Origin of the sequence: uncultured Nocardioides sp. (assembly GCF_947488025.1) — a bacterium.
Classification (GTDB): Bacteria; Actinomycetota; Actinomycetes; order Propionibacteriales; family Nocardioidaceae; genus Nocardioides.
In genome coordinates, this window is sequence record NZ_CANKYS010000004.1 from 108040 (window position 1) to 132725 (window position 24686).

The 24686-nt window shown below is 71.9% G+C and carries 22 protein-coding genes; 10 read left to right on the top strand and 12 right to left on the bottom strand.

Annotation, left to right across the window (positions count from 1 at the left end; all coding sequences use genetic code 11):
- Positions 1–2: 2 nt before the first annotated feature.
- The 7 genes from Q1B24_RS09265 to Q1B24_RS09295 form a co-directional block, all read right to left on the bottom strand.
- On the bottom strand, positions 3–950 hold the full coding sequence (locus Q1B24_RS09265; RefSeq protein WP_299926737.1) for a hypothetical protein: 948 nt from the start codon (positions 948–950) through the stop codon (positions 3–5).
- Complete coding sequence (locus Q1B24_RS09270; RefSeq protein WP_299926739.1) at positions 950–2002, bottom strand: sulfotransferase family protein; 1053 nt, start codon at positions 2000–2002, stop codon at positions 950–952. Before Q1B24_RS09270 ends, Q1B24_RS09265 begins: the two co-directional genes overlap by 1 nt.
- 32 nt (positions 2003–2034) lie before the next feature.
- Positions 2035–2439 (bottom strand): hypothetical protein, encoded by a 405-nt coding sequence (locus Q1B24_RS09275; protein ID WP_299926741.1) that lies wholly within the window; start codon positions 2437–2439, stop codon positions 2035–2037.
- On the bottom strand, positions 2439–3185 hold the full coding sequence (locus tag Q1B24_RS09280) for a hypothetical protein (RefSeq protein WP_299926742.1): 747 nt from the start codon (positions 3183–3185) through the stop codon (positions 2439–2441). Before Q1B24_RS09280 ends, Q1B24_RS09275 begins: the two co-directional genes overlap by 1 nt.
- Positions 3182–4174 carry a hypothetical protein gene (locus Q1B24_RS09285; protein WP_299926743.1) on the bottom strand — a complete coding sequence of 331 codons (993 nt, stop codon included), beginning with the start codon at positions 4172–4174 and terminating at the stop codon, positions 3182–3184. Before Q1B24_RS09285 ends, Q1B24_RS09280 begins: the two co-directional genes overlap by 4 nt.
- 90 nt (positions 4175–4264) lie before the next feature.
- Positions 4265–4789 (bottom strand): hypothetical protein, encoded by a 525-nt coding sequence (locus tag Q1B24_RS09290; protein ID WP_299926745.1) that lies wholly within the window; start codon positions 4787–4789, stop codon positions 4265–4267.
- 85 nt (positions 4790–4874) lie between these two features.
- Positions 4875–6239, bottom strand: coding sequence for a GH1 family beta-glucosidase (locus tag Q1B24_RS09295; protein WP_299926747.1), 1365 nt, complete (start codon positions 6237–6239; stop codon positions 4875–4877).
- A 75-nt stretch (positions 6240–6314) separates the two neighbouring features.
- Here Q1B24_RS09295 and Q1B24_RS09300 point away from each other — a divergent pair, with 75 nt between their 5' ends.
- Complete coding sequence (locus Q1B24_RS09300) at positions 6315–6950, top strand: pirin family protein (RefSeq protein WP_299926749.1); 636 nt, start codon at positions 6315–6317, stop codon at positions 6948–6950.
- 52 nt (positions 6951–7002) lie between these two features.
- On the opposite strand, the gene Q1B24_RS09305 is transcribed toward Q1B24_RS09300, so the two are convergent.
- Together Q1B24_RS09305 and Q1B24_RS09310 are read right to left on the bottom strand one after the other, a co-directional pair.
- Entirely contained in the window at positions 7003–10047 is a 3045-nt protein-coding gene (locus Q1B24_RS09305; RefSeq protein WP_299926751.1) for an amidase, read from the bottom strand.
- A 218-nt stretch (positions 10048–10265) separates the two neighbouring features.
- Entirely contained in the window at positions 10266–11846 is a 1581-nt protein-coding gene (locus tag Q1B24_RS09310) for an FAD-binding oxidoreductase (protein WP_299926753.1), read from the bottom strand.
- A 17-nt stretch (positions 11847–11863) separates the two neighbouring features.
- On the opposite strand from Q1B24_RS09310, the gene Q1B24_RS09315 reads away from it, so the two are divergent.
- Complete coding sequence (locus Q1B24_RS09315) at positions 11864–12463, top strand: TetR/AcrR family transcriptional regulator (protein ID WP_299926755.1); 600 nt, start codon at positions 11864–11866, stop codon at positions 12461–12463.
- Positions 12463–14001: a glycerol-3-phosphate dehydrogenase/oxidase gene (locus Q1B24_RS09320; protein ID WP_299926758.1), complete on the top strand. Its 1539-nt coding sequence runs from the start codon at positions 12463–12465 to the stop codon at positions 13999–14001. Before Q1B24_RS09315 ends, Q1B24_RS09320 begins: the two co-directional genes overlap by 1 nt.
- A gap of 151 nt (positions 14002–14152) precedes the next feature.
- On the opposite strand, the gene glmS is transcribed toward Q1B24_RS09320, so the two are convergent.
- Both glmS and Q1B24_RS09330 read right to left on the bottom strand, forming a co-directional pair.
- Positions 14153–15976 (bottom strand): glutamine--fructose-6-phosphate transaminase (isomerizing), encoded by a 1824-nt coding sequence (glmS, locus tag Q1B24_RS09325; RefSeq protein WP_299926761.1) that lies wholly within the window; start codon positions 15974–15976, stop codon positions 14153–14155.
- Between the two features lie 24 nt (positions 15977–16000).
- Positions 16001–16261, bottom strand: coding sequence for a hypothetical protein (locus Q1B24_RS09330; RefSeq protein ID WP_299926764.1), 261 nt, complete (start codon positions 16259–16261; stop codon positions 16001–16003).
- Between the two features lie 248 nt (positions 16262–16509).
- On the opposite strand from Q1B24_RS09330, the gene Q1B24_RS09335 reads away from it, so the two are divergent.
- Positions 16510–16635: a hypothetical protein gene (locus Q1B24_RS09335; RefSeq protein ID WP_299926766.1), complete on the top strand. Its 126-nt coding sequence runs from the start codon at positions 16510–16512 to the stop codon at positions 16633–16635.
- 148 nt (positions 16636–16783) lie between these two features.
- Complete coding sequence (locus tag Q1B24_RS09340; RefSeq protein WP_299926770.1) at positions 16784–17353, top strand: YceI family protein; 570 nt, start codon at positions 16784–16786, stop codon at positions 17351–17353.
- 225 nt (positions 17354–17578) lie between these two features.
- Here Q1B24_RS09340 and Q1B24_RS09345 read toward each other — a convergent pair whose 3' ends face one another.
- A complete protein-coding gene (locus Q1B24_RS09345; protein ID WP_299926773.1) occupies positions 17579–19321 on the bottom strand; it encodes a DEAD/DEAH box helicase in 1743 nt (580 codons plus the stop codon).
- 93 nt (positions 19322–19414) lie between these two features.
- On the opposite strand from Q1B24_RS09345, the gene Q1B24_RS09350 reads away from it, so the two are divergent.
- The 5 genes from Q1B24_RS09350 to Q1B24_RS09370 all read left to right on the top strand — a co-directional run bounded on the left by Q1B24_RS09350 (position 19415) and on the right by Q1B24_RS09370 (position 24647).
- Complete coding sequence (locus Q1B24_RS09350; RefSeq protein WP_299926776.1) at positions 19415–20332, top strand: GNAT family N-acetyltransferase; 918 nt, start codon at positions 19415–19417, stop codon at positions 20330–20332.
- Positions 20333–20527: 195 nt separating this feature from the next.
- Positions 20528–21364, top strand: coding sequence for a response regulator transcription factor (locus Q1B24_RS09355; protein ID WP_299926779.1), 837 nt, complete (start codon positions 20528–20530; stop codon positions 21362–21364).
- Between the two features lie 180 nt (positions 21365–21544).
- Positions 21545–22300, top strand: a complete 756-nt coding sequence (locus tag Q1B24_RS09360) for a response regulator transcription factor (RefSeq protein WP_299926782.1) — start codon at positions 21545–21547, stop codon at positions 22298–22300.
- Positions 22301–22427: 127 nt separating this feature from the next.
- Positions 22428–23078 (top strand): response regulator transcription factor, encoded by a 651-nt coding sequence (locus Q1B24_RS09365; protein WP_299926785.1) that lies wholly within the window; start codon positions 22428–22430, stop codon positions 23076–23078.
- Between the two features lie 60 nt (positions 23079–23138).
- Entirely contained in the window at positions 23139–24647 is a 1509-nt protein-coding gene (locus Q1B24_RS09370; RefSeq protein ID WP_299926788.1) for an SDR family NAD(P)-dependent oxidoreductase, read from the top strand.
- Positions 24648–24686: the final 39 nt, after the last annotated feature.

Genomic DNA, 24686 nt, shown 5'->3' on the forward strand with positions numbered 1-24686 from the left:
GGTCACACGTGCTCCTTCGGCCCTCGGTGCCTCAGGGCGGCGGGCAGCGAGTGCTGCACGAGCGGTCGGGGCTGGCGCCAGAGCCAGTCGCGGCTGACGTGGTCGATGATGTGGACGCCGGCCGGCGCGGTCACCTTCACGAGCCCGCCGAGCGCCTCGGGGTCACCGTTGCGGATCGCCTCGTCGACCTCGAACTCCCGCAGCTTGCGGTAGAGCCGGGTGTTGGTGAAGTCGACGCCGTCGCGGCGCCAGTGGGCGTACTCGTCGGCGTCGAGCCACTTCACCTCGACGACCAGCCCCTGCTGGAGCACGATCCGCTCGATGCCGGGCGGCTGCTCGCGCAGCTCCCAGTCGAAGGCCTTCACGAAGGTCGTGTCCGGGCCCATCGGGTAGACCCACGGCTCCAGGAAGCGCAGCGACAGGTCGAGCCAGCCGGTGGACTCGTCGACCACGGTCAGCGGGTGGCGCGGCATCGCGACGATCGCGCGGGTGGGCTGGAGCTGCCATGCCAGGTCGCGCAGGATCCCGGCGCCCTCGGGCGTGAGCACCATGTCGCCGTCCCACTTCATCGAGTAGGTCGTGCGGACGTGGGAGAAGCACCAGTTGTAGAAGTGGGTGAGCGAGTGGACGCTCGTGGCCGGCGTGGCGAGGTGCTCGCCACCGGCGCGCGCCACCTGGTGGGGGTAGTCCAGGACGGTGAGGCGGTCGGTGGCCCCGCACTGCTCGGCGACGGCGCGCGCGACGTCGGCGGTGCCGTCGTCGGAGCCGTTGTCGACGACCAGCACGTGGTCGACCGCCGAGAAGACCGGCGGCAGCACCCACGGCAGGTTGCGCGCCTCGTTGCGGACCCGGAAGACGCACGTCAGCCCGGGGACCAGCGGCTCGCCGGACGTCCAGGGCCACGTGACGTCGTACGCCGGGTCCCCCTCGAGGGAGGCGATGTCGGGCATCAGGCGGGCCGCTCCCGGCCGATCACCCGGCGCAGCTTCTGCCGGGCCGCGGGCGGCACCATCGCGCGGACTGCGTGCGGCACCCGGTCGGCGCCGCTGCGGGCGGCCTGTCCGGCCTCGCGCCGGGCCTCCGCGGCGGCGGCGCGCCGCTGGGCCACCACCGTCGAGTGTGCGAACGCCTCCGCCTCGGCGTAGTCCTCGGCGTAGGCGGCACGCAGCTGGTCACACCGCTCCTGGTGGGCGGGCGAGTCGTCGCGGGCGATCGCGTCGAGCGCCTGCCACGTCTCGTCGGCGAGCTCGCGGAGCCGGGCCGGCACGCCGATGTCGTCCCACGTCATCGTCACGCGCCGCAGCGACGGGTCGATGAAGCGGTGCACCTCGGCGATGTCGACGGCCATCGCGGTCTTGACCGCGGCGAGGTCGAAGGCCTCGCCGAGCGCGAAGACCGGCTGCGTCCAGTCGTCGAGCAGGTCGGCGTAGTGGACGAAAGCCCGCTGCTGGCCGCGCGTGGCGCGCTCGGTGTGGAGCATCATGTTGATCCACGCGGCGGTGCGGGTGACGGCCCCCTGGTCGGAGCCCGCGCCGACCTTGCCGTAGTAGGCCTGCTTGGAGCCGACCACCTCGGTCACCGGCCTCAGCATCGTGACGTACGACGACGTGGCGCCGCAGCGGTCGGCCGCGGCCCGCCACAGGCCGAGGAACCAGGCCGCGCGGGGGTCCTTGATGACCAGCTCGTCGCCGAGGTCGAACTGTCCCTCCAGCCACGCGGTGACGCGCTCGCGGGTGGCGTGGTCACCGCTGGTGGTGCCGGTGTCGAGCCACGCGCGGGGCCGGGCGTCGGAGACCTGGACGTTGCTCCGGGCGAGGAGCTCGGTGTGCAGGTCGACGACCCAGCGCGGCTCGCCGAACCCCTTGGGGTTGGTGGCGTCGGCGACCACCTCGGGCTGGGGCACGTGCAGGCCGAGCGTGCGCAAGGTGCCGGCCATCGTGCTCGTGCCGCTGCGGCCCGAGCCGACGACGAACACGACGCGGCGACTGGTGGGCTCGGTCATGATCGGAGCCTATCGGGGGCGCCGGGCACCGCTCAGTGCTCGGGGGTCGCCCGCTCCTGCTGGGCCCGCGCGGCGGCGTCGGCCTCCAGGAAGGCCTCGTCCTGCTCGAGCTCCTCGCGCAGGGCGGACAGGCTCGAGCCGAGGTGGGCACGGGCGGCCTCCGCCGTCGGGTCGTCGTCCGCGCCGGACGCGATGTCGCGCCACGACGTCTCCCCGGCGTCGACGCGGCGCTGGAGGCGCTCCTGGTCCGGGCCGAGCTCGCCGCGGCGGGCCTGGGCCTGGAGGTCGGCGATGCGGCGGGCCGACTCGGCGCGGAACTTGTCGCGCTCGGCACTGAGGTGGGCGGCGAGGCGACGCAGCGACGCTGAGGCCTCGTTGGCCTGGCGGCGCGAGTCCTGGAGGGCGGCCTGCAGGCCGGGGTCGTCGGAGAGGGCCATCAGAATCCTTGCTGGGCGGAGTCGTCGGTGCGGTTGCCGGCCGAGGAGTGCTGGGCGGTGCTGATCGAGGTCAGCACGGCGTTGGCGCCGCCGAGGCCGGCGTTGACGTAGCGCAGGACCTTGAGCAGTGCCTGCGCCGCCTCGGTGAGCTTCTCGATCGCCCGCAGGCCGTCGTGGATCAGCTCCACGATGCGGCGGGCCTTGCCGGGTGCGGAGACGCCCGCCTTGAGCCACCCGATCGGGCCCGCGAGACCCGAGATGATCAGCTCCTGGATGACGCCGTCGATGAAGTCGATGGCGATGACCAGCACGTCGAGAGTGGCCTTGCCGACCTCGATGACGTGGCCGAGCTGCTCGGCGATGTAGCCCGAGGCCTCCTGCTGGTCGGCGTGCATCTCGCCGATGTCGGCCATCCGCGACGCCGCGGCGCTGCCGGCCGGCCCCGTCCACACCGAGGGGAGCTGCTGGCCGAGCGAGGTGTAGTTCTGGCCGACCCCGGCGCAGGCGTTGCCGACGTTGCCCCACGCGAGCTGCATGGACGACACGGCGTTGAAGTCGCCGGCCACCGGCTTGAAGAGCGCCTCGAGCAGGCTCCAGCCGGTGATCTTGTCGACGATGCCGTCGATGGCCGGGATGATCAGGCCGCACTCGCCCTTCTTGTCCTCGATGTACTGGCCCTGGGTGCCCGGCGGGGTGCCGCCGGCCACCGCCGACAGCGGGTTGACGTGCTCGGTGATGGTGGTCATCGTCCGGCCCACTCCTGTGCGGTCTCGTCCTCGTCCTGGGACTGGTAGTCGTCGTAGCTGCCGAGGTCCTCGGCGTTGTCGCCGATCTCGTTGACGCTGTCGACCAGGTCGTTGACCTGCTCGACCGTCTCCTTGCCCTCGTTGTAGAGGTCGTTGTAGGTGCTGGCCGTGCTGCCGATGTCGCGGCGCCGGTCGTGGTCGGCGGAGTCGCGCGAGCGCGAGTCGGCGTAGGCGTCGTTGGCGCGCTCGCGGGCGTCCTCGGGGCTGGCGCCGTCAGCGATCGCGCGGTCGTACTCGTTGTTGTAGGCGTCCTCCGCGGTGCGGTTGATCCGGTCGTGGTTGATCGTGTCGGCGTGCCCGTCGATGCCGTCGGTCTTGGCGAACTGCAGCGCCTCCTCGTCGGAGTAGCCCAGCGAGCGGTAGTACTGGTACTCGTCCGTTCGGCGCTCGAAGGCGTCGGTGACCGCGTCGGAGGCGGCCTTCTGCGGGTCCATCCACGGCGGCGGCTTGTCGACGTCGTTGCCGGGCCTGACCTTGTCGCCCACCGCGGAGGCGCCGTCGGAGATGCCGGGGTGCTTGTCCTCGAGGTCGGGGATCCTGCTGCCGTCCTGCGGGGCGTTGGACAGCGGTCCGCCCGGGGTGTCGTTGCCGCTGCCGGCCGGCGCGTAGGGCGGGAAGCCGGCCGGGTCGGGGGCGAGCGCGCGGAAGCGGTCGTACGTCGCCTCGTCGGTGTCGAGGTAGTCGTCGCGCGAGTCGATGAAGGCGTCGCGCACCTTGTCGGCGACGGCGCGGGAGTCGCGCAGCCCGTCGTGGGCCGTGGCGACGGCCGACTCGTAGCTGCCCTGGAAGAGGTTGAGCACTCCGGAGAACGCGCCGAAGTTGCTGCAGGAGGCGCCGATGTAGTCGTCGATCGCGCCGATGTGGTCACGCTGCTGGGACGCGAGGCGCGACGACGCGGTCAGTGCGTCGGGGTCCACCTGGAAGCTCACGGGGCAGGTCCTTCGTCGATCTCGTCGAGACGGTCGTGGTCGACCCCAGTCCTACCCGACGAGGTCGCCGTCAAACCCCGGAACGCGCGATCAGACGGGCGATCCGGCCTTCTTCGCCCGCGACCTGACCCGGAACCAGCCGACGACCATCGCGAGCAGCACGACGAAGCCGACCGCCCACGCGAGCGTCGATCCCCACGCCCGCTCGACCGTCGTACGCCACTCGCCGCCCTGCTCGTAGACGGTGATCTCGTCGCCCTTCTCGACGTCGCCGAGGCGGCGCAGCTCGTAGAGGGCGGAGGCCTGCTCGCCGTCGGGCAGCTCGAAGACGACCGAGGAGTACTCCGTCGCTTGCTGGCCGGCCCGGCTCGGGCCGAGCTCCTCGAACCCGACCACCGTCGCCTGCTGCGTCTCGACGCCCGACGGCGGCTGCCGGCTGTCCCAGAAGTCGAAGAGCCGCCACCCGACCACGACGAGCATCACCAGCAGCAGGACCAGCGCGATCCACGTCATCCCGTGGTTGCTCGACCGGCCCCCGGAGAAGCCGCCCTCCGCGCCGGGCGCCCCCGGACGGTCGGGCACGGGGCGGTCGGGGACGGGACGCTCGTCGGCCATGGCGGAAGTCAACCACCCGATATCTGAGGACGTCGTGGACGGGTCGGGCCCTCCACCACGTGCGTGGCGTCCTCAGACATCTGCCTCAGAGGTGCTGGGGCTGGGCCCTGATCAGGTCGGCGTACCAGTGGAACGACTTCTTGGGAGTCCGCCGCTGCGTCTCGTAGTCGACGTGCACCAGGCCGAAGCGCTGGGTGTAGCCCTCGGCCCACTCGAAGTTGTCCATGAGCGACCAGCAGTAGTAGCCGCGGACGTCGACGCCGCGCTGGATGGCCTCGGAGACGGCGTTGACGTGGGCGCGGAGGTAGTCGATGCGCGCCTGGTCGTCGACGACGCCGTCCGCGTCGGGGCCGACGTTGTAGCTGCAGCCGGACTCGGTGATCACGATCGGCGGCAGCGCGGCGCGGAAGCGGGCGCGGAACATGACCAGCCACTCGCGCAAGGCGTCGGGGACGATCGGCCAGCCGAAGTCGGTGGTCGGGTAGCCGACGACCTCGCGCAGGTCGAAGGGGATCTCGGAGTCCGCGTCGGCGGCGGCGACCTTCATCGGGTTGTAGTAGTTGACGCCGTAGAAGTCGAGCGGCTGCCGGATCGTGGCCAGGTCGCCGTCGGCCATCACGCCCTCGAAGAGCGGCATCAGGTCGACGGGGTAACGCCCGAGGAGCATCGGCTCGAGGAACGTGCCGTTCCAGAGGGCGTCGAAGATCTTGCTCATCCCGACGTCGGCGTCGTCGTCGCTGGCGGGCCAGATCGGGGCGTGGTTGTTGGCGCACCCGATCGACGTCGCCCCGGCCTGGCGCAGCTCGATGGCGGCGCGGCCGTGGGCGAGGAGCAGGTGGTGGGCGGCCGGGAGGCAGTCGAACAGCATCGCCTTGCCGGGGGCGTGGGTGCCGAGGCCGTAGCCCAGGATCGAGGCGACGTTGGGCTCGTTGACCGGGATCCAGTGCGCCACGCGGTCGGCGAACCGCTCGCCGACGATGGCGGCGTACTCCGCGAAGCGCTCCACGGTGTCGCGGTTGAGCCAGCCGCCGTCGTCCTCGAGCGCCTGCGGGAGGTCCCAGTGGTAGAGGGTGACCATCGGCTCCTGGCCGTTGGCGAGCAGCGTGTCGATGAGCCGGTCGTAGAACGCCAGACCCTTCTCGTTGGCCGGGCCGCGGCCCGTCGGCTGGATCCGGGGCCAGGCGATCGAGAAGCGGTAGCCGCCCGTGCCGAGCTCCTTCATCAGCGCGACGTCCTCGTCGACGCGGTGGTAGTGGTCGCACGCGACCGCGCCGCTGCTGCCGTCGGCGACGCGTCCCGGCTCCGCGGTGAAGGTGTCCCAGATGCTCGGGCCTCGGCCGTCCTCGGCGACCGCGCCCTCGATCTGGTAGCTCGCCGTGCTGGTGCCGAAGCGGAAGCCGGGAGGGAGCAGGGGGAAGTCGTGCGGGGGGTCTGCATGCGGGGGTGGCACATCCGCGAAGATATCGGCATGAGCATGGCCCTGTACGCCGGTTCAGACAGGTCGTCGGACACTGTCAAGGGGCGCTTGACCAGGCACTCCTTCTCGTTCGGGCCCCACTACGACCCCGCGAACCTGGGCTTCGGACCGCTCGTCTGCCACAACGACGACCGCCTCGATCCGTCCGCCGCGGACGTCGCCGGCTACCCCGAGCACCCGCACACCGAGCTCGAGATCGTCACCTGGGTCCTCGAGGGGGCGCTCGTCCACACCGACGTCGCCGGCGGCCGCCACGTCGTGGAGGCCGGCCGCGCCCAGGTCCTGTCCGCCGGCACCGGCGTCCGCCACAGCGAGGTCGCCGACGCGCAGTCGGGACGCTGCCGGTTCGTCCAGGCCTGGCTCACCCCGTCCGCGCCGGGGGCCGTGCCGTCGTACGCCCTGGGCGAGGCGCCGCCGTCGTCGTCCGGACTGGTGGAGGTGGCGGGCGGCGACGGACTGCCGATCGGGACGACCGGCGCTCGGCTGCTGCTCGCGCGGCTGTCCCCCGGTGAGTCGGTGACGCTCCCCGACGACCCGCGCCAGCACGTCTTCGCGGCCACCGGGGGCGTCTCGCTCGACGGGCTCGACCTGCGCGCGGGCGACGCCGTGCGCCTCACCGACGAGCCGGGGCGCACGGTCCGCGCCAGCGAGCAGACCGAGCTCCTCGTCTGGTCCTTCGCCTGACCGCTGGTTGAGCAGGGCTCCGGGCGCCCTGCTCAACCAGCGGCTGTGCGAGCTACCGCTTCTTCTTGCCCTTCTTCCTGACGACTTTCAACTTCAGGGTCCGGCTGCTGGCTGCGGCGTACTCCTCAGTCGCGACAACGTGGACCCGGATGCGGTGCTTGCCGACCTTGAGCTTCGGCAGCGTGAGCGTCTTCCTCCCGGTCACCGAGCGGGTGCGGATCACCTTGCGGCCGTCGTACACCAGGACCGTCGAGGTGGCGGTGGAGCCGATCGCGACCCGGACCCTGGCCTTGACGCCCTCCTTGACCTTCGCCTTGACGAGCTTGGCGGTGACGCTCGGCGCGGCCCGCGTCACCTTGACCGTCGCGGTGGCGACGCTCGCGGCGACCGTCGGGGAGCCGCCGTAGGTCGCCGTCACCAGGTGGGTGCCGACGGGCGTGGTGGCCGGGAGAATGAGGGTGGCGACGCCACCCGCGAGAGCCCCGGAGACGCTCGCCCCTGCGACCTCCACCGAGACGGTGCCGGCGACCGCGGCGTCCGCCGCGACGGTCACGGTCGCGGTGGTCGGGGTGCCGTACGTCGTCGCGGTGGCGCCGAGGCTCACCGAGGTCGTCGACGCGGCAGGCCCGCTCCAGGCCAGGGCGGGGGCGAACTCGGTCTGCACAGCGGCCCTGGCCTGCTGCTCGACGGCGAAGGCGTAGCCCAGCACCGCGGCGTCGTCCCAGGCACGGCCGACGATCTGCACGTTGTTGGACTGGCCCTCGTCGTTGGAACCGATCGGCAGGATGGCTGTCGGCAGGCCGGGGCCCTGGGTGATGACGCCCGAGGCGCGATCGGAGCTCATGATCGCCGAGGCCGCGTCGTTGTTGCCGATGCTGGTGAGGAAGCCGGGGTAGATCACCGCGTCGACCGACGGACCGAACGCGGTGTCCATCCAGGACGCGGCGTTGACCTTGTAGGCGTCCCGACGGGCCAGCAGGTTGGCGACGCTCGCGTCGTCCATCGGGTTGTAGTTGTAGTTGCCGGAGACGTTGTAGGGCAGGTTGGCGGGGTTCTCCAGCAGCTGCTCGGCGGTCATCGGGAAGGTCGCCGGGCGCTCCTCCGCGATGTAGCGCTCCCAGCCCTCCGAGCCGGCGCTGCCCGAGGTCGGGAAGCTCGCGGCAGGCGGGTTGGTGGGAGCGGTCGCGGCCCCCGCGGGCAGGGCGACGAGCGTGCCGCCCGCCGCCTCGATGGCAGCCCGGGCGTCGGCCAGCGCGACCTGACCGGCGTTGTCGTCGACGATCGCGTTGGAGGCGAAGGCGGTCGGCACGTAGCCGATGACCCTGCCCTCGAGCGCATCGGCCTTGAGCGACGACTTCCACTCCGCCGGGCGCAGGCTGTTGTCGACGCGGCTGGTGAGCAGGTCGTCGGGGTTGTTGCCGGTCGTGCGGCTCGACGTGGCGTCCAGCAGTGACGCGACGTCGGTGACCGACTTGGCCATCGGGCCCGCGTAGTCCGTCGCCCAGGTCAGCGGCATGACGCCGTTGGTGCTGGCGAGGCCGTCGGTGCCGCGGAAGGTCGTCAGGCTGGCGCCGGTCGACGGGGCGTAGAGCGAGACGCCGGTCTGCGTGCCCATCGCCGCGGCCGCGAGGTCCGCGGCGACCGCGGTGGCCGAGCCGCCGCTGGAGCCGAACGACGTCTTGGACGGGTAGAGCGCGTTCCAGACCTGCTTGAAGCCGCTCTCGCTGAAGGAGCCGGAGTTGGCGAACTCCGACAGCACGGTCTTGCCGATGATGACCGCGCCGGCCTCGCGGAGCTTGGCGACCTGCCAGGCGTCCTTCTTCGGCTCCCAGTCCCTCAGCGCGAGGGTGCCGCCGGAGGTGGGCATGTCCCGGGTGTCGTAGATGTCCTTGAGTGCGATCGGGATGCCCAGCAGGTCTCCGGTGCGACCCGCCCTGCGGGCCTCGTCGGCGGCCATCGCCTGGGCGACGGCGTCCTTCGCGACGGTGATGAAGGAGTGGAAGCCGAGGGCACCGTCGTCGTAGGCCTCGATCCGGTCCAGGTAGGCCTTGGTGACCTGCACCGAGGTGACCTTGCCCGCGACCATGTCCGCCTGGAGCTCGGCGATGGTCTTGCCCGTGACGTCGTAGGCGACGTCCGTGGTGTGCTCGACCTCGGTGTCGGCGGCCGGCAGCTTCAGCGGCTCGGCGCCGGTGCAGGCAGCACCGTACGACGAGAGGTCGACGTTCTGCAGGGTGCAGATCTCGTCGATCGTGAGCGCCGAGAGATCGGGCGTCGTCGCCAGCGCCTGGGTGTCCGTCACGATCTGGGAGGTGTCGCCGAGGGCTCCCACGACGACGTGCTGCAGCAGCGACTCGGTGGCGCCGGGCTCGACGGTGAGGGTGCGGATGAAGCCCAGGTCGTTCGCGCGGCTGCCGGTCGGCACGTAGGCGGTCTGGAACGGGTTGGACTGCTGGTCGCCCAGCGAGTCGACCCCGGTGCCGACGACGACGCCGGTCGGGCGGGTGTTGCCCGGGGTGGTCGCGGCGATCCACGTGTCGGCCGGGTCGACGGCCGCGTCGCCGCTTCCCGAGGCGCTGATCGTGGCCTTGTTGGGGCTCGTCGTCGCCGTCAGGCCGGACCCCAGCGAACCGCCGAAGGACACCTCGAGGGTCACCGGCTCGGTCGAGGCGTTGGTGAAGGTGTCGAAGAAGCTCGTGGTGCTGCTCGCGGTGGCCACCTGGACCTTGCGCGTCATGAGCACGTCGCCGAGGCGCACGGACTTCGTCGACGCGTACGAGCCGGGGCCGACCGCCGTCAGGCCGAAGCCGCGCATCATCTGGTCGTTCATCCGCGGCTCCGCGCCGGCGGGTGCGTGGACGTGGACGAAGAGGTTGCCGAAGCCCTCCAGCCGGGACCCGCTGACGTTGCGGATCGAGCCGGTGTCGAGGCCGGGCCGACGGGCGTCGTTGATGTTGATCGTCGCGCCGTTGTCGGTGGCGACGCTGGTCAGCGCCTGGGTGGCGGGTGTGACGGCGAGGACGCCGAGGGCGACCGACGCGGCCGCCGGCAGGGCGACCAGACGGGCGGCGCGGCGCCCGGGGGTGACAGAGGGCATGGAGGATCGAGGGCCTTTCGAACGAGGGTGGGTGAACGCCCTGCATTCCTATGAGCCGCGCATGTCCGTCGAGGGCGGGCCTCATTTCGCGCATGTAACGTTTCAGACCCGGTCCGCGTCGCCTGCGTCGATATCTGAGGACACCGTGGTCGGTGAACGCCAGCTCTGACGACCACCACGTCCTCAGATATCGGTAGGGCCTTCGCGACCGCCCAGCGTCAGGGGATGAGGACCCCCGGGTTGAGGACCCCCACCGGGTCGAGCTCGGCCTTGACGGCGCGGAGCACCCGCACGCCGACGTCACCGATCTCCTGGGCGAACCACGGCTTGTGGTCGGTGCCGATCGCGTGGTGGTGGGTGATCGTGGCGCCCACGGCGCGGATGGCTTCGCTGGCTGCAGCCTTCGCCGCCTGCCACTGGGCGAGGGGGTCCTCGGCCTCCCGGGCGGCGACGGTGAAGTAGAGCGAGCACCCGGTCTCGTAGACGTGCGAGACGTGGCACAGCACCAGTGACCCGTCGCCGAGCGCGGCGGTGAGCGCAGCGCGTACGTCGGCGTGCAACCGCTCGCGGTTCGACCAGAAGGTCGCGGTCTCGAGGGTCTCGACGAGCACGCCGTGGTCGAGGAGCGCGTCGCGGAGGTAGGGCCCGTCGAAGCGACCGTGCGCCCACCTCTCCCCCGGCTCGGTGCCGAGCGGGGTGCCGCCGAGGTCGGTGAGGACCGCGGCGACGGCCGCTCGGCGCGCCTCGACGAAGGACTTGGTGCCCTCGTAGCCGGTGACCATCAGGCAGCCGGGGTCCTCGGCGCCGCCGATGGACGAGGGGTCGGCGAGGTTGATCGCCGTCTCGGACTCGTCCGAGAGCCGCAGCACGGTCGGCAGCAGCCCGGCCTGGGCGAGGGCGCGCATCGCGTCGGAGCCGGCGTCGAATGACGGCCACCGCCAGCCCTCGTACGACGTCACGGCGGGCGCGCGTCGCACGCGCAGCGTGACGGAGGTGATGACGCCGAAGGCGCCCTCCGAGCCCAGCAGCAGCTGACGCAGGTCGGGCCCGGCGGCGTTGGCCGGCGACGACCCGAGGGTCAGTGACCCGGTCGGCGTCGCCGCGGTGAGACCGACGACCATCGCGTCGAACCGGCCGTAGCCGGCACTCGACTGCCCGCTCGAGCGCGTGGCCGCGAAGCCGCCGATCGAGGCGTGCCGGAAGGACTGCGGGTAGTGCCCGAGCGTCAGGCCGTGCTCGGCGAGCAGCGCCTCGGCCTCGGGGCCGCGCAGGCCCGGCTCGAGGGTCGCGGTCATCGAGACCTCGTCGACGGCGAGCAGCCGCTTCATCCGCACCAGGTCGAGGCTGACCACGCCGGCGAAGCCGTCACGGCGCGCGGCCAGCCCGCCGGTCACGCAGGTGCCGCCGCCGAAGGGCACCACCGCCACCCGGTGGTCCGCGGCCCAGGCGAGGACGGCGTCGACCTGCTCGTGCCCGTCGGGCCGGACGACGGCGTCGGGTGCGTCGTCGAGGTCGCCGGCGCGGGCGCGCAGCAGGTCGGGGGTGGACTTGCCCCTCGTGCGCAGGGTCCGCGTGGCGTCGTCGGTGAGCACGTGCTCGGCGCCGACGACCGCCCGCAGGCCGTCGAGAAGCGCGTCGTCCAGGGCACATGCCGGCGGCGTCGCGCCCTCGACCGGCGGACGGTCCTGCAGCCCGAAGGCCAGCTCGACGAGCCCGAGCGCGGAGTCGGGCAGGACGGTGGCGGCCGCGGGGTCGCCCCAGCGCTGCGGGTGCATCTCGACGGTCGGCTCTGGAGGCATGCGTTACAGTGTGACATATGTCGTCACTTCGTCACATACGTCCCGCCGGCGACCCCCGCCTCGACGGCTACCTCGACGCCGCCCGCGACTGCATCCTCGACGTCGGCTGGCGGCGTACGACGCTCACCGAGGTCGCGAAGCGCGCCGGCGTCTCCCGGATGACGATCTACCGCGCGTGGCCCGACATGGGGTCACTGCTCGGCGACCTGATGACCCGCGAGTGGGTCGGCATCGCTGCCGCGACCCGCGTCGCCGCAGCCGACACGACGACCCCCGACGGCATCGCCGCCGCCGCGCTGTCGACGGTCAGGGCGCTGCGCGACAACGAGCTCTTCGTCCGGATCGTCGAGCTCGACCCCGACCTGATGCTGCCCTACCTGCTCCACCGCCGCGGCCGCTCGCAGGAGGCGCTGGTCGAGATCCTCGCCGCCGAGATCGAGTCCGGCCAGGCCGCCGGCGCGATCCGTCCCGGCGACCCGGTCCTCATCGCCCGGTCGCTGACGCTGGCCGGGCACGGCTTCGTCTTCTCGGCGCTCACGATGACCGACGCGCACGTCGAGCTGGCCGACCTCGACGCGGAGTACGCCCGCCTGATCACCCGGACGCTGGAGCCCTGATGGAGCGCCGCATCACCCCCGGCCTGGCGGACGTCCCCGCCGAGGTCGACGTGGTGGTCATCGGCCTCGGCATCACCGGCGCCGGGGTCGCCCTCGACGCCGCCACCCGCGGCCTGACGGTGCTCGCCGTCGACGCCCACGACCTGGCCTTCGGCACGTCGCGCTGGTCGTCCAAGCTCGTCCACGGCGGCCTGCGCTACCTCGCCCAGGGCCAGCTCGCCATCGCCCACGAGAGCGCCGTCGAGCGCGGCATCCTGATGGGCGCCACGGCCCCGCACCTCGTCCACCCCCTGCCCATGCTGACCCCGCTCAACGACGCGATGCCCCGCAGCCGGACCGCCTTCACCTGGGGCGGCCTGCAGGCCGGCGACGTCCTCCGTCGCAGCGCGCGCACCACCACCCGGACGCTCCCCCGCCCCCGGCGGCTCAACGCCACCGAGGCGCTCGGCCTCGCGCCCGCGCTGCGCGCCGACACGCTCCGCGGCGGTCTGCTCGCCTGGGACGGTCAGCTCGAGGACGACGCCCGTCTCGTCGTCACAGTGGCGCGCACCGCGGCGTCGTACGGCGCCCACGTGCGCACGCGGGCCCGCGTGACCGCCGCGACCGGCACCGCCGTCACGGTGCGCGACGAGCTCACCGGGGCGTCGTACGACGTCCGCGCGCGAGCGGTCGTCAACGCGACCGGCGTCTGGGCCGGCGACCTCGACGCGCAGGTGCGACTGCGGCCGAGCCGCGGCACCCACCTCGTCCTGCGCGGGTCGGCGCTGCCGCACACCCGGGTCGCGGTGATGGTGCCGATCCCCGGCACGAGCGCGCGCTTCGCGATGGTCCTGCCCCAGCCAGACGGCACGATCTACGTCGGCCTCACCGACGAGCCGGTCAGCGGACCCGTGCCCGACGTGCCGCAGCCGAGCGACGGCGAGATCGACTTCCTGCTCGGCGTGGTGGCCTCCGCGTTCACCGCCCCGCCGACGCGGGCTGACGTCGTCGGCGCCTTCGCCGGCCTGCGGCCGCTGCTCGAGGTCGCGGGCGCCGACGCGACCTCCGACCTGTCGCGCCGGCACGCCATCCTCACCTCGGCCACGGGCGTCACGACGGTCGTGGGCGGCAAGCTCACCACCTACCGCCGGATGGCGCAGGACACCCTCGACACGCTGGCAGGCAGGCTCCCCCACGCCGGCCCCTGCCGCACCGCGTCCCTCCCCCTGCTCGGCGCGGCACCCCCGGACGAGCTGCGTCGCTCGACCGCGCCCGCCCGGCTCGTACGACGCTTCGGCACCGACGCCGACCTCGTGCTCGCCACCGCCCGCGAGGCCACGGGGCTGGGCGACGACGAGCTGCTCGCCCCGGTGTCCGAGGACGTCCTGGTGACGCTGGCCGAGCTGGTCTTCGCGATCACCCACGAGGGCGCGCACGACGTCGCCGACCTGCTGGACCGGCGTACGCGAGTGGGGCTCGTAGCCGAGGACCGTGCGGCTGCCGAACCCCTGGCGCGACGGGCGCTGCAGCTCGCGATGGGCGCCGTCGGCGGCACGTGACGCAGCCGACAGCAAAATCCGTTTGGCACTTCCATCGATCCACGGACAAGTCGTGGAGCGGGTGGGAAGGTTCTCCACGGCGCGCCCCTTGCCGACCCCATGCGGCAAGGGGCGCCCAGTCCATTTCAGGCCTGGGTAGCGGGTTTCCGGCTCACTCGACGGTGACCGACTTGGCCAGGTTGCGCGGCTTGTCGATGTCGTGACCGAGGTGCTGGGCCGCGTGGTAGGCCAGCAGCTGGAGCGGGACGTTGAGCAGGATCGGGTCGAGCTCGGGCTCGTTGCGGGGTACGACGATCCGGCGGGCGCTGACCTCCCCGAGGTCGACGTCCTCGTGGGTGATGACCACGAGCGGCCCCTTGCGCGCCTCGATCTCGTGGAGCGCGCCGACGTTGCGCTCGGCCAGCTCGTCGTGGGGCACGATCGCGACGGTCGGCACCTCGGGGTCGATCAGCGCCAGCGGGCCGTGCTTGAGCTCGGAGGTCTGGTAGGCCTCGGCGTGGCGGTAGCTGATCTCCTTGAACTTCTGCGCGCCCTCACGGGCCACCGGGAAGCCGCGCACCCGGCCGATGAAGAAGAGGCTGCGTGCCTCCGCGAGGTCCTTGGCCACCTCGACCAGGTCGGGCTCGCCGGCGAGGACCTCCTCGATCTGCCCGGGCAGCTTCTCCAGCCCGGCGACCAGGCGCTTGCCGTCGGCGATGGACAGGTCGCGCACCCGGCCCAGCTGCAGCGCGAGCAGGGCGAAGGCGAGGAACATGTTGGTGAGCGCCTTGGTGCTGGCGACGGCGACCTCCGGTCCGGCGTGCAGGTAGATCCCGCCGTCGCACTCGCGGGCGATCGCCGACCCGACGACGTTGACCAGGCCGACGCAGCGCCCGCCCTTGCGGCGTACCTCCTGCACGGCCAGCAGGGTGTCGATGGTCTCGCCGGACTGGCTCACCGCGACGTAGAGGGTGTCGGGCTCGATGACCGGGTCGCGGTAGCGGAACTCGCTCGCCGCCTCGGCGTCGGCCGGGATCCGGGCCAGCTCCTCGATCAGCGCCGCGCCCATCTGGCCGACGTAGTAGGCGGAACCGCAGCCGAGGATCTTCACGCGGCGCACGGCCCGCAGCTCGCGGGCGTCCATGTCGAGACCGCCGAGGTGGGCGGTGCCGAAGCGCTCGTCGAGCCGGCCGCGCAGCACGGCCTGGGCGGTCGCGGGCTGCTCGAGGATCTCCTTGCGCATGAACGACTCGTGCTCGCCCGCCTCGTACGACGCCGCGTCGACGTCGAGCTGCGCGGCGGTCTTGCCGGTCGCGACGAGGTCGCGGTGGCGCATCGTGCTGAAGCCGGCCGCGGTCACGGTGGCCAGCTCGCCGTCGTCGAGGACCGCCACGGTCGTGGTGTGCCGCACGATCGCGGCGAGGTCGGAGGCGACGTACATCTCCTTGTCGCCGACGCCCACCAGCAGCGGGCTGCCGTTGCGGGCGGCGACGATGCGGTCGGGGAAGTCGGCGTGGAGCACGGCGAGCCCGTAGGTCCCGACCACCGCGCCGAGGGCGTCGCGGACCTTGCCCTCGAGCGTGTCGGCGTCGCTGCGGGCGACGAGGTGGGCGAGCACCTCGGTGTCGGTGTCGCTGGCCAGCTCGATGCCGGCGTCGGTCAGCTCGGCACGCAGCGCGGCGGAGTTGTCGATGATCCCGTTGTGGACGACCGCGACCCGGCCCGCCTCGTCGGTGTGGGGGTGCGCGTTGGCGTCGGTGGCCGGCCCGTGGGTGGCCCAGCGGGTGTGGCCGATGCCCGTGGCGCCGGCGAATCGCTTGGGCAGCGCGCCGCCGAGGTCACGCACCCGACCGGCCTGCTTGGCCACCCGGATGCCGCGGTTGCCGAGGACGGCGACGCCCGCGGAGTCGTAGCCGCGGTGCTCGAGCCGGGTCAGCCCCTCGAGGACGACCGGGGCCGCCTCCTGACGGCCGATGTAGCCGACGATTCCACACATGTTGGTCGTTTCCTGTCCGTAGATCTATCCGTAGACGATGCGTCGCAGCTGGCGCTCGGAGAGCTCCGGGGCGGCCACGACACGCTGGGCGAGCTCCTCGGCGATGCGCGCGAAGATCTCGGGGTTCTTGGCGCCGTACGTCTTGAGGCTCGCGTGGCGGGCCCGGACGTAGTCCTCCACCGGCTGGGCGTGGAAGGCGATCACGTCCTCGACCACCCGGGCGGCCTCGCCCGGCGTCAACGACGTGGTGGCGACGACGTGGGCGACGAGAGCGGGGTCCGGCACCCCAGGATGATGGATGGTCGACCGGCCGAACGGCAACTTCCTGCCCGAAATCGGGCAAGGATCGCCATTCCCAAGTCTGTCTGGCTCGGTCAGGCGCGTCCCACGCGTCCCAAGTGGGGCGTCAGGCGGCAGTCCGGGCGCCTTGGTGCCCTCCCGGTGGGGGAAACGCGCGCCTTCTCAGCGAAAAGGTGGTGCGCAGGTGGGGACGTGCTAGCCTAGGTGAACACGAGGTGAACAGGAGGTGTCACATGAGCAAGCAGTCGATGACCGGCGCGCCGGTGTGCACCTGGGTCGCCGTCACGGATGCGTCGGGTCGCACCCGCATGGAGGCGCGCTGGACGACCGCCACCACGGTCGTCACCCGAGCCGCCTGACCCAGGTCACCAGCACGAGCCACGCCCCACCGGGGCGTGGCTCGTCGGCATTTCCCCACGCGACATGTGCGCCCGGGAATGATCCCGGACGCTCCTCCGTTATGGTGGTTGAAAGTTCTACCAACACCCACCAGCACCAGGAGCTCCCATGACCACCGGTTTCGACGCCCCCACCACCGCCATCGACGACATCACCGGCGACTACACCATCGACGCCAGCCACAGCCGCCTCGGCTTCGTGGCCCGCCACGCCATGGTGACCAAGGTCCGCGGCCAGTTCGGCGCCTTCGAGGGCACCGCCCGCATCGACGAGGCGAACCCGTCGGCGTCCAAGGTCGACCTCACCATCCAGGTCGCGTCCGTCGACACCGGCAGCGCCGACCGTGACGGCCACCTCAAGTCCGGCGACTTCTTCGACGTCGAGACCTACCCCACGATGACCTTCACCTCCACCGACGTGAAGCGCGACGGCTCCGACTGGGCCGTGACCGGCGACCTGACCATCAAGGACGTGACGAAGCCCGTCACCATCGAGTTCGAGCAGACCGGCTCGGCGCGCGACCCCTTCGGCAACCTCCGCGTCGGCTTCGAGGGCGAGACCACCATCAACCGCAAGGACTGGGGCCTCACCTGGAACGCCGCCCTCGAGACCGGCGGCGTCCTCGTCTCCGAGAAGATCAAGCTCGAGTTCGACGTCTCGGCGATCCGCAACGCCTGATCCCACCGGGCACTTCGTGCCCGTCACGGACGCCCACCGGGCACTTCCTGCCCGTCACGGACGCCCACCGGGCACTTCCTGCCCGTCACGGACGCCCACCGGGCACTTCCTGCCTGTTGTACGCGCCAACGCCCCCTTCCTCGTACGAGGGAGGGGGCGCTGTCACGTATCGGGAACGGGCAGGAACCGCCCGGTCACCACGCAGGACGGGCAGGAACCGCCCGGTCAGCGGGGGTTCTTGCCCTGGTAGCCGCCGCTCTTGCGCCCACCCTGGCCGCCGTGCCCGCCGCCGGGACGGCCGCGGAAGGGGCCCTTGTCGGGCTTGATCTCGATGAGCTTGCCGGAGATCCGGGTGCCGGCCAGCCGGTCGAGCGTGCCGGGGGGCAGCTCGGCGGGGAGCTCGACGACGGAGAAGTCCGGCTTGATCGAGATGTAGCCGAAGTCGCCGCGCGACAGCCCGCCCTCGTTGGCCAGGGCGCCGACGATCTGGCGCGGCTCGACCTTGTGCCGCTTGCCGACCTCGATGCGGTACGCCGCCATCGGCGCGCCGCTGCGCGACTCGCGCGGTGCCCGGTCGGCCTTGCCGCCGTGGCTCGAGCGCTCCTCGAAGGAGCGGGAGCGCTGCTCGGGCTCGGGGTCGAGCAGCAGCGGCTGCTCGCCGTGCATCACCGCGGCGAGCGCAGCGGCGACGTCGACCTCGGACACGTCGTGCTCACTGACGTAGTGGGACACCACGTCGCGGAAGAAGTCGATGCGCTCGGGCTGGGTCAGCGCCTGGGTGATCTGGTCGTCGAAGCGGGTCAGGCGGGTGGCATTGACGTCGTCGACGGTGGGCAGCTGCATCTGGGTCAGCGGCTGGCGGGTGGCCTTCTCGATCGCGCGGAGCAGGTGACGCTCGCGCGGGGTGACGAAGGCGATCGAGTCGCCGCTGCGGCCCGCGCGACCCGTACGGCCGATGCGGTGGACGTAGGACTCGGTGTCGGTGGGGATGTCGTAGTTGACGACGTGGCTGATGCGCTCGACGTCGAGGCCGCGGGCCGCGACGTCGGTGGCGACGAGGATGTCGAGCTTGCCGGCCTTGAGCTGGTTGACCGTGCGCTCGCGCTGCACCTGGGCGACGTCGCCGTTGATCGCCATCGCGGAGTAGCCGCGCGCTCGCAGCTTCTCGGCGAGCGTCTCGGTCTCGTTCTTGGTGCGGACGAAGACGATCATCCCCTCGAAGTTCTCGACCTCGAGGATGCGCGTGAGGGCGTCGACCTTCTGCGGGTAGGACACGATCAGGTAGCGCTGGGTGATCGTGGAGGAGGTGGTCGTCTTGTTCTTGACGGTGATCTCGACCGGGTCCGCGAGGTACTTCTTCGAGATCCGGCGGATCTGTGCCGGCATCGTCGCGGAGAACAGGGCCACGTGCTTGTCGTCCGGGGTGTCGGCGAGGATCGTCTCGACGTCCTCGGCGAAGCCCATCTTGAGCATCTCGTCGGCCTCGTCGAGGACGAGGAAGCGCAGCTCGCTCAGGTCGAGCGTGCCCTTCTCGAGGTGGTCCATGATGCGGCCGGGCGTGCCGACGACGACGTGCACGCCGCGACGCAGCGCGGAGAGCTGCACGCCGTAGCCCTGGCCGCCGTAGATGGGCAGCACGCGCACGCCCTTCATGTGGGCGGCGTACTTCTCGAAGGCTTCAGACACCTGCAGCGCGAGCTCACGGGTCGGGGCCAGGACGAGGGCCTGCGGCGTCTTCTGCGAGAAGTCGAGCTGCGACAGGATCGGCAGCGCGAAGGCGGCCGTCTTGCCGGTGCCGGTCTGGGCGAGGCCGACGACGTGGCGCCCCTCGAGCAGCGGCGGGATGGTCAGGGCCTGGATCTGCGAGGGAGTCTCGTAGCCGACGTCCGACAACGCCTTGAGGACCTCCGGCGCGAGGCCGAGGTCGGAGAAGGTCTGCTGGGGTGCGTCGGGCTGCTCATCACTCACCCTCCAACGGTAGGGCCTCAGGCGGGAACGCGACATTCCCCGAGCCCGGATAACCGCGCGACAACCCCCCACGTGAGCAAGCACACTCCCCCCATGCGAGATGCGATGCCGGATCTGCCCGAGGGACTCACCACGCGGCCGTTGCAGAAGTCCGACGCCCACGCCGTCTTCGTGCTGATGGCGGCGCAGGAGCTCGAGGACATCGGGCAGGTCGCCATCGAGGAGGCCGACATCGTCAGCGACTGGGCCAAGCCCAGCCACGACCTGGCCGCCCGCTCGGTCGGCGTCCTCGACGGCGACACCCTCGTCGCGTACGCCGAGCTGATGGGCGTCGACCGCGCCGACACCTCCGTGCTGCCCTCCCACCGCGGTCGCGGCATCGGCACCTGGCTGGCCCACTGGCTCGTCGACCTCGGCCGCAGCCTGGGCTCCCCGGTCGTCGGGATGCCCGTGCCGCAGGGCTCGCCGGGCGACCGGCTGCTCGAGCAGCTCGGCTTCCGCGTGCGGTGGACGAGCTGGGTGCTCAAGCTGCCCGAGGGCGCGACCATCCCCGAGCGCGCGCTGCCGGAGGGCTACGTCGTACGCACCGCCGAGCCGGAGGAGCTGCCGACCGCCCACGACGTCCTCGAGGACGCCTTCCTGGAGTGGTCGGTGCGCGAGCGGGAGCCGTTCGAGGACTTCGCCGCCGCGACCTCCGGCCGGCCCGGCTTCGAGCCGTGGAACCTGCGCGTGGCCCTCGACCCCGAGGGGGCCGTGGTCGGCGTCTCGCTGGTCCTGGTCTCCGACGACGGCGCGACGGCGTACGTCGACCGGCTCGCCGTCCGGCGCGACCAGCGCAACCGCGGTATCGCCCAGGCGCTGCTCGTCGACTCCTTCGCCCGGGGCCGCGAGCACGGCACGCGCACCTCCGAGCTCAGCACCGACTCGCGCACGGGAGCGCTGCCGATGTACGAGCGTGTCGGGATGGTCGTCGACCATGTCTGGGTCAACCGCGCGATGGACCTCGGCTGAGTCGAGGAAACCGCATCTCGGCGTGTCGTCCCGCCTCGGATTCCGTCAGATCAGCCCGGTCTAGACAGGCTGTTCGTCCCTCAGACCTGTCCTAGTTCTGTGCCGTTGATGGGATTAACATCGAGCGACACCGTTCGGGCGGTGTCTCGGCGAGGGCGTGGGGCCCTTGCCTTTCGCAAATTGTGGGGGTTTGACGTGCAAGAGCTACATGCATTGGTCGTCGAGGACGATCCGGACATCTCGTCGGCGTTGGTGGAGACCCTCGAGGGGGCGGGTTTCCGCGTCACCTCGGCGCCGGACGGACGCCAGGCGGTGAGCGCCGCAGCAGCCGACCCGCCCGACCTGGTCACGCTCGACCTGACGCTGCCGCACATGGACGGCATCGAGGTGTGCCGGCGCATCCGCGAGACCAGCGACTGCTACATCGTCATCGTGTCCGCGCGGTCCGACGAGGTCGACAAGCTCATCGGCCTCGAAGTCGGGGCGGACGACTTCGTCCTCAAGCCGTTCTCGCCGCGCGAGCTGCGCGCACGCGTGGCGGCGCTGTTCCGCCGGCCGCGCACGGCGACGGCGGTCGAGGAGCCGGTCAACGGCCGCGCGCCGCAGGTCCCGAGCCCGTCCCAGCCGGTGGACGACCCGACCACGATCTCCGCGGGAGCGGGGCTGGTCATCAACTCCGCCCGCCGCGAGGTGCAGGTCGACGGCACGATCGTGGACCTGACCCGCATCGAGTACGACGTCCTGGAGTACCTCGCGACGCACCTCTCGCGGGTGTGCACCCGTGAGGAGATGGTGCTCGCGATCTGGAGCAGCGCGCTCACCCACGACCACCACCTCGTGGACGTGCACGTGGCCAACCTGCGCGGCAAGCTGCGCCGTCACTCCGACGCCACCTGGATCCACACGATCCGCGGCATCGGCTACCGGATGGACCGCGAGGGCGAGGACCAGCAGGACCGTCGCGCCGGCGGAGGTCCCTACCTCGTCGCCCGGATCGACTCGGAGGACTGGGCCCGGGGCCTGGACTTCTGACGCGGCTCCAGCGGGACGCGTGACCCCCTCGTAGGGGGGTGCTGCACCCCGTTCGACCACGCTTTCCACCTGCCGCCGCCTACCATCGGCTGCAGGTGGGGAGCGCGACCGTGCCCGCCCTGTTTCAACCTGCGTGCGGCAGGGTAGGTGAACGGTCAACCACTGGGGAGCAGACGGATGATGAACGCACGGACAGCCGTGGTCGTCGAGGACGACCACGATGTCGGCGACGCCATCTCCCAGCTGCTCGACCAGGCCGGCTTCGACGTGACCGTCGCGCGTACGGGCGGTGAGGCGCTGACCGTCATCGGTGACGCGCGTCCCGACCTGGTCACGCTCGACCTCACCCTGCCCGACATCGACGGGGTGGAGGTCTGTCGGCAGATCCGCACCGTGAGCGACTGCTACGTCATCGTCGTCAGCGGCCGCACCGCCGAGGTGGACCGCCTCATCGGGCTCGAGGTCGGCGCCGACGACTACCTGGTCAAGCCGTTCTCGATGCGCGAGCTGCAGGCCCGGGTGGCCGCACTCTTCCGGCGTCCGCGCAGCAGCGAGACCGGCCCCGCCGCAGCCGTGACGACGGCCGCGCCCGTGGCGGACCCGGTGCCCGACGCCGACCCGACGAGCATGGACGGCTGCAGCGACCTGACCCTCAACCGCGGTTCGCGCGAGGTGCTGGTGTCGGGCCGCGAGGTCGACCTCACCCGCACCGAGTTCGACCTGCTCGCCCACCTCGTCGGCCACCCCGGCGTCGTGGTGCCCCGCGAGGAGCTGATGCGCGCGGTGTGGGCGAGCGACTTCGTCCCCGACAGCACCCACGTCGTCGACGTCCACCTGGCCAACCTGCGCCGCAAGCTCCGCAGCGCGGCGGGGAGCAACCAGTGGATCCGCACGATCCGGGGCGTCGGCTTCCGCTTCGACCCCTGCTGTCCCTGACCCGGGCCGCACACCTTCCGCGGCACCCCCGCCGCAGGGGTGGGCTCGCCGCCGGCGAGACATCAGGATCCCCTCAAGTCGGTGGAACGACGGGTCCATGAGGCGCAAAGAGCAGTACCTTGACCCCATGGTCATTCGAGTCGCGCTGGTCAACGACGACGAGGTCGTCGTCCGCGGCCTCGACGCGATGATGCGCAGCTACGGCCACCGCGTCGAGGTGGTCGAGCTGGTGGCGGGCAAGCCCGTCGCCCAGCCGGTCGACGTCGCCCTCTACGACACCTTCGGGATGGGTCAGGGCAACGGTCCCGCCGTACGCCACCTCGTCGAGAGCCCGCAGGTGCGCTCCGTCGCGGTCTACACGTGGAACTTCCAGCCGTGGCTGACCCGCGACACGCTCAGCCAGGGCGTCCGCGGCTACCTGTCCAAGAGCCTCCCGGCCTCCCGCCTCGTCGACGCCGTCACGGCGATCTCGTCGGGGCAGCTCGTCGTCTCGCCCTCGCGGGGCCGCTCGCCGCTCGTCGGCGGCGACTGGCCCGGCCGCGAGGAGGGCCTCACCGCGCGCGAGGCCGAGGTGCTGTCACTGATCACGATGGGCCTGAGCAACCAGGAGATCGCCGAGCGCACGCTGCTGTCGCTCAACTCGATCAAGTCCTACATCCGCTCGGCCTACCGCAAGATCGACGTCGACTCGCGCTCGCGAGCGGTGCTGTGGGGCGTCGAGCACGGCATGCGCGCCGACCGGGTGCGCATCAACGGCTCTCCGGCCCGCGAGGCCTGAGCCGGGCACCGGCCCGTCCGCGTTTCCACCGACCCCGGTCGGTCGCCGTACCCTCCTCCGGTGGACCAGCAGCACCAGCCGACGCCCGACGGCATCGACCCCGACGACCTCGCGACGACGCTCCGGGTGCTCGCCTCGCTCCACCACCTGCCCGGGGACCACCCCGACCACGTGACGGTCAAGCGGGCCGCGTCGCACATGTACAAGTCGATCAAGGCCGAGCGCAAGCTCGCCAAGCGCGCCGCCGAGCTGGCGCACGACCGCGAGATCATCGAGCGGACCGCGACCGGCTCGCCGATGCGCATCGACGACGAGACCGCCGGCATCCCGCTGGTCTCCACGGCGTCGGGTGCGTTCGCCGGCGAGCTGATGACGGCGCGCGGGTGCTACATCTGCAAGCAGGACTTCACCCTCGTCGACGCGTTCTACCACTGGCTCTGCCCCTCCTGCGCGGCGATGAGCCACGCCAAGCGCGACCAGCGCACCGACCTCACCGGCAAGCGCGCGCTGCTCACCGGTGGGCGCGCGAAGATCGGGATGTACATCGCGCTGCGCCTGCTCCGCGACGGCGCCCACACCACGATCACGACCCGCTTCCCCAAGGATGCGGTTCGTCGCTTCAGCGCGCTGCCCGACAGCGCCGAGTGGATCCACCGGCTCAAGGTCGTCGGCATCGACCTGCGCGACCCCACGCAGGTGATCTCGCTCGCCGACGACGTCGCGGCGGCGGGCCCGCTCGACATCCTCATCAACAACGCGTGCCAGACCGTACGCCGCACGCCGGGCGCCTACGCGCCGCTCGTCGAGGCCGAGTCGTTGCCCCTCCCGGCCGACTCGGTGCCGGAGCTGGTGACCTTCGACCACGTCTCCGAGGCCCACCCGGCCGCCATCGCCGGCGCCCTGGCCCCGACGCCCGTCGCCCACCACGAGGGGGAGTCGACCGAGCACGCGGCGGCGGTGCACAACGCGGCGACCCTCACCGCGCTCGCCCTCAAGGCCGGGCACGCCTCGCTCGACGCGCACCTCGCCGGCACCGCCGTCGACGCCGGCGGCCTGCTGCCCGACGTCCAGCTGACCAACTCGTGGACCCAGACCGTCGGCGAGGTCGACCCGCTGGAGCTGCTCGAGGTGCAGCTGTGCAACTCGATCGCGCCGTTCCTGCTGGTCTCGCGCCTGCGCCCGGCCCTCGCGGCCGCCGCGTCGGCAGCGACCTCGGGGCGGGCGTACGTCGTCAACGTGTCGGCGATGGAGGGCCAGTTCTCGCGGCGCTACAAGGGTCCCGGCCACCCGCACACCAACATGGCCAAGGCGGCGCTCAACATGATGACGCGTACGTCGTCGGGTGAGATGTTCGAGACCGACAGCATCCTGATGACCGCCGTCGACACCGGTTGGATCACCGACGAGCGCCCGCACCACGAGAAGCTCCGGATCGCGGCCGAGGGCTGGCACGCCCCGCTCGACCTCGTCGACGGCGCTGCCCGCGTCTACGACCCGATCGTGCTCGGCGAGGCGGGCACCGACCTCTTCGGCTGCTTCGTGAAGGACTACCAGCCCTCCCCCTGGTGAGGTCCGCCCGGAGCCCCGCCGGCCCGCGCGACTGCGGCG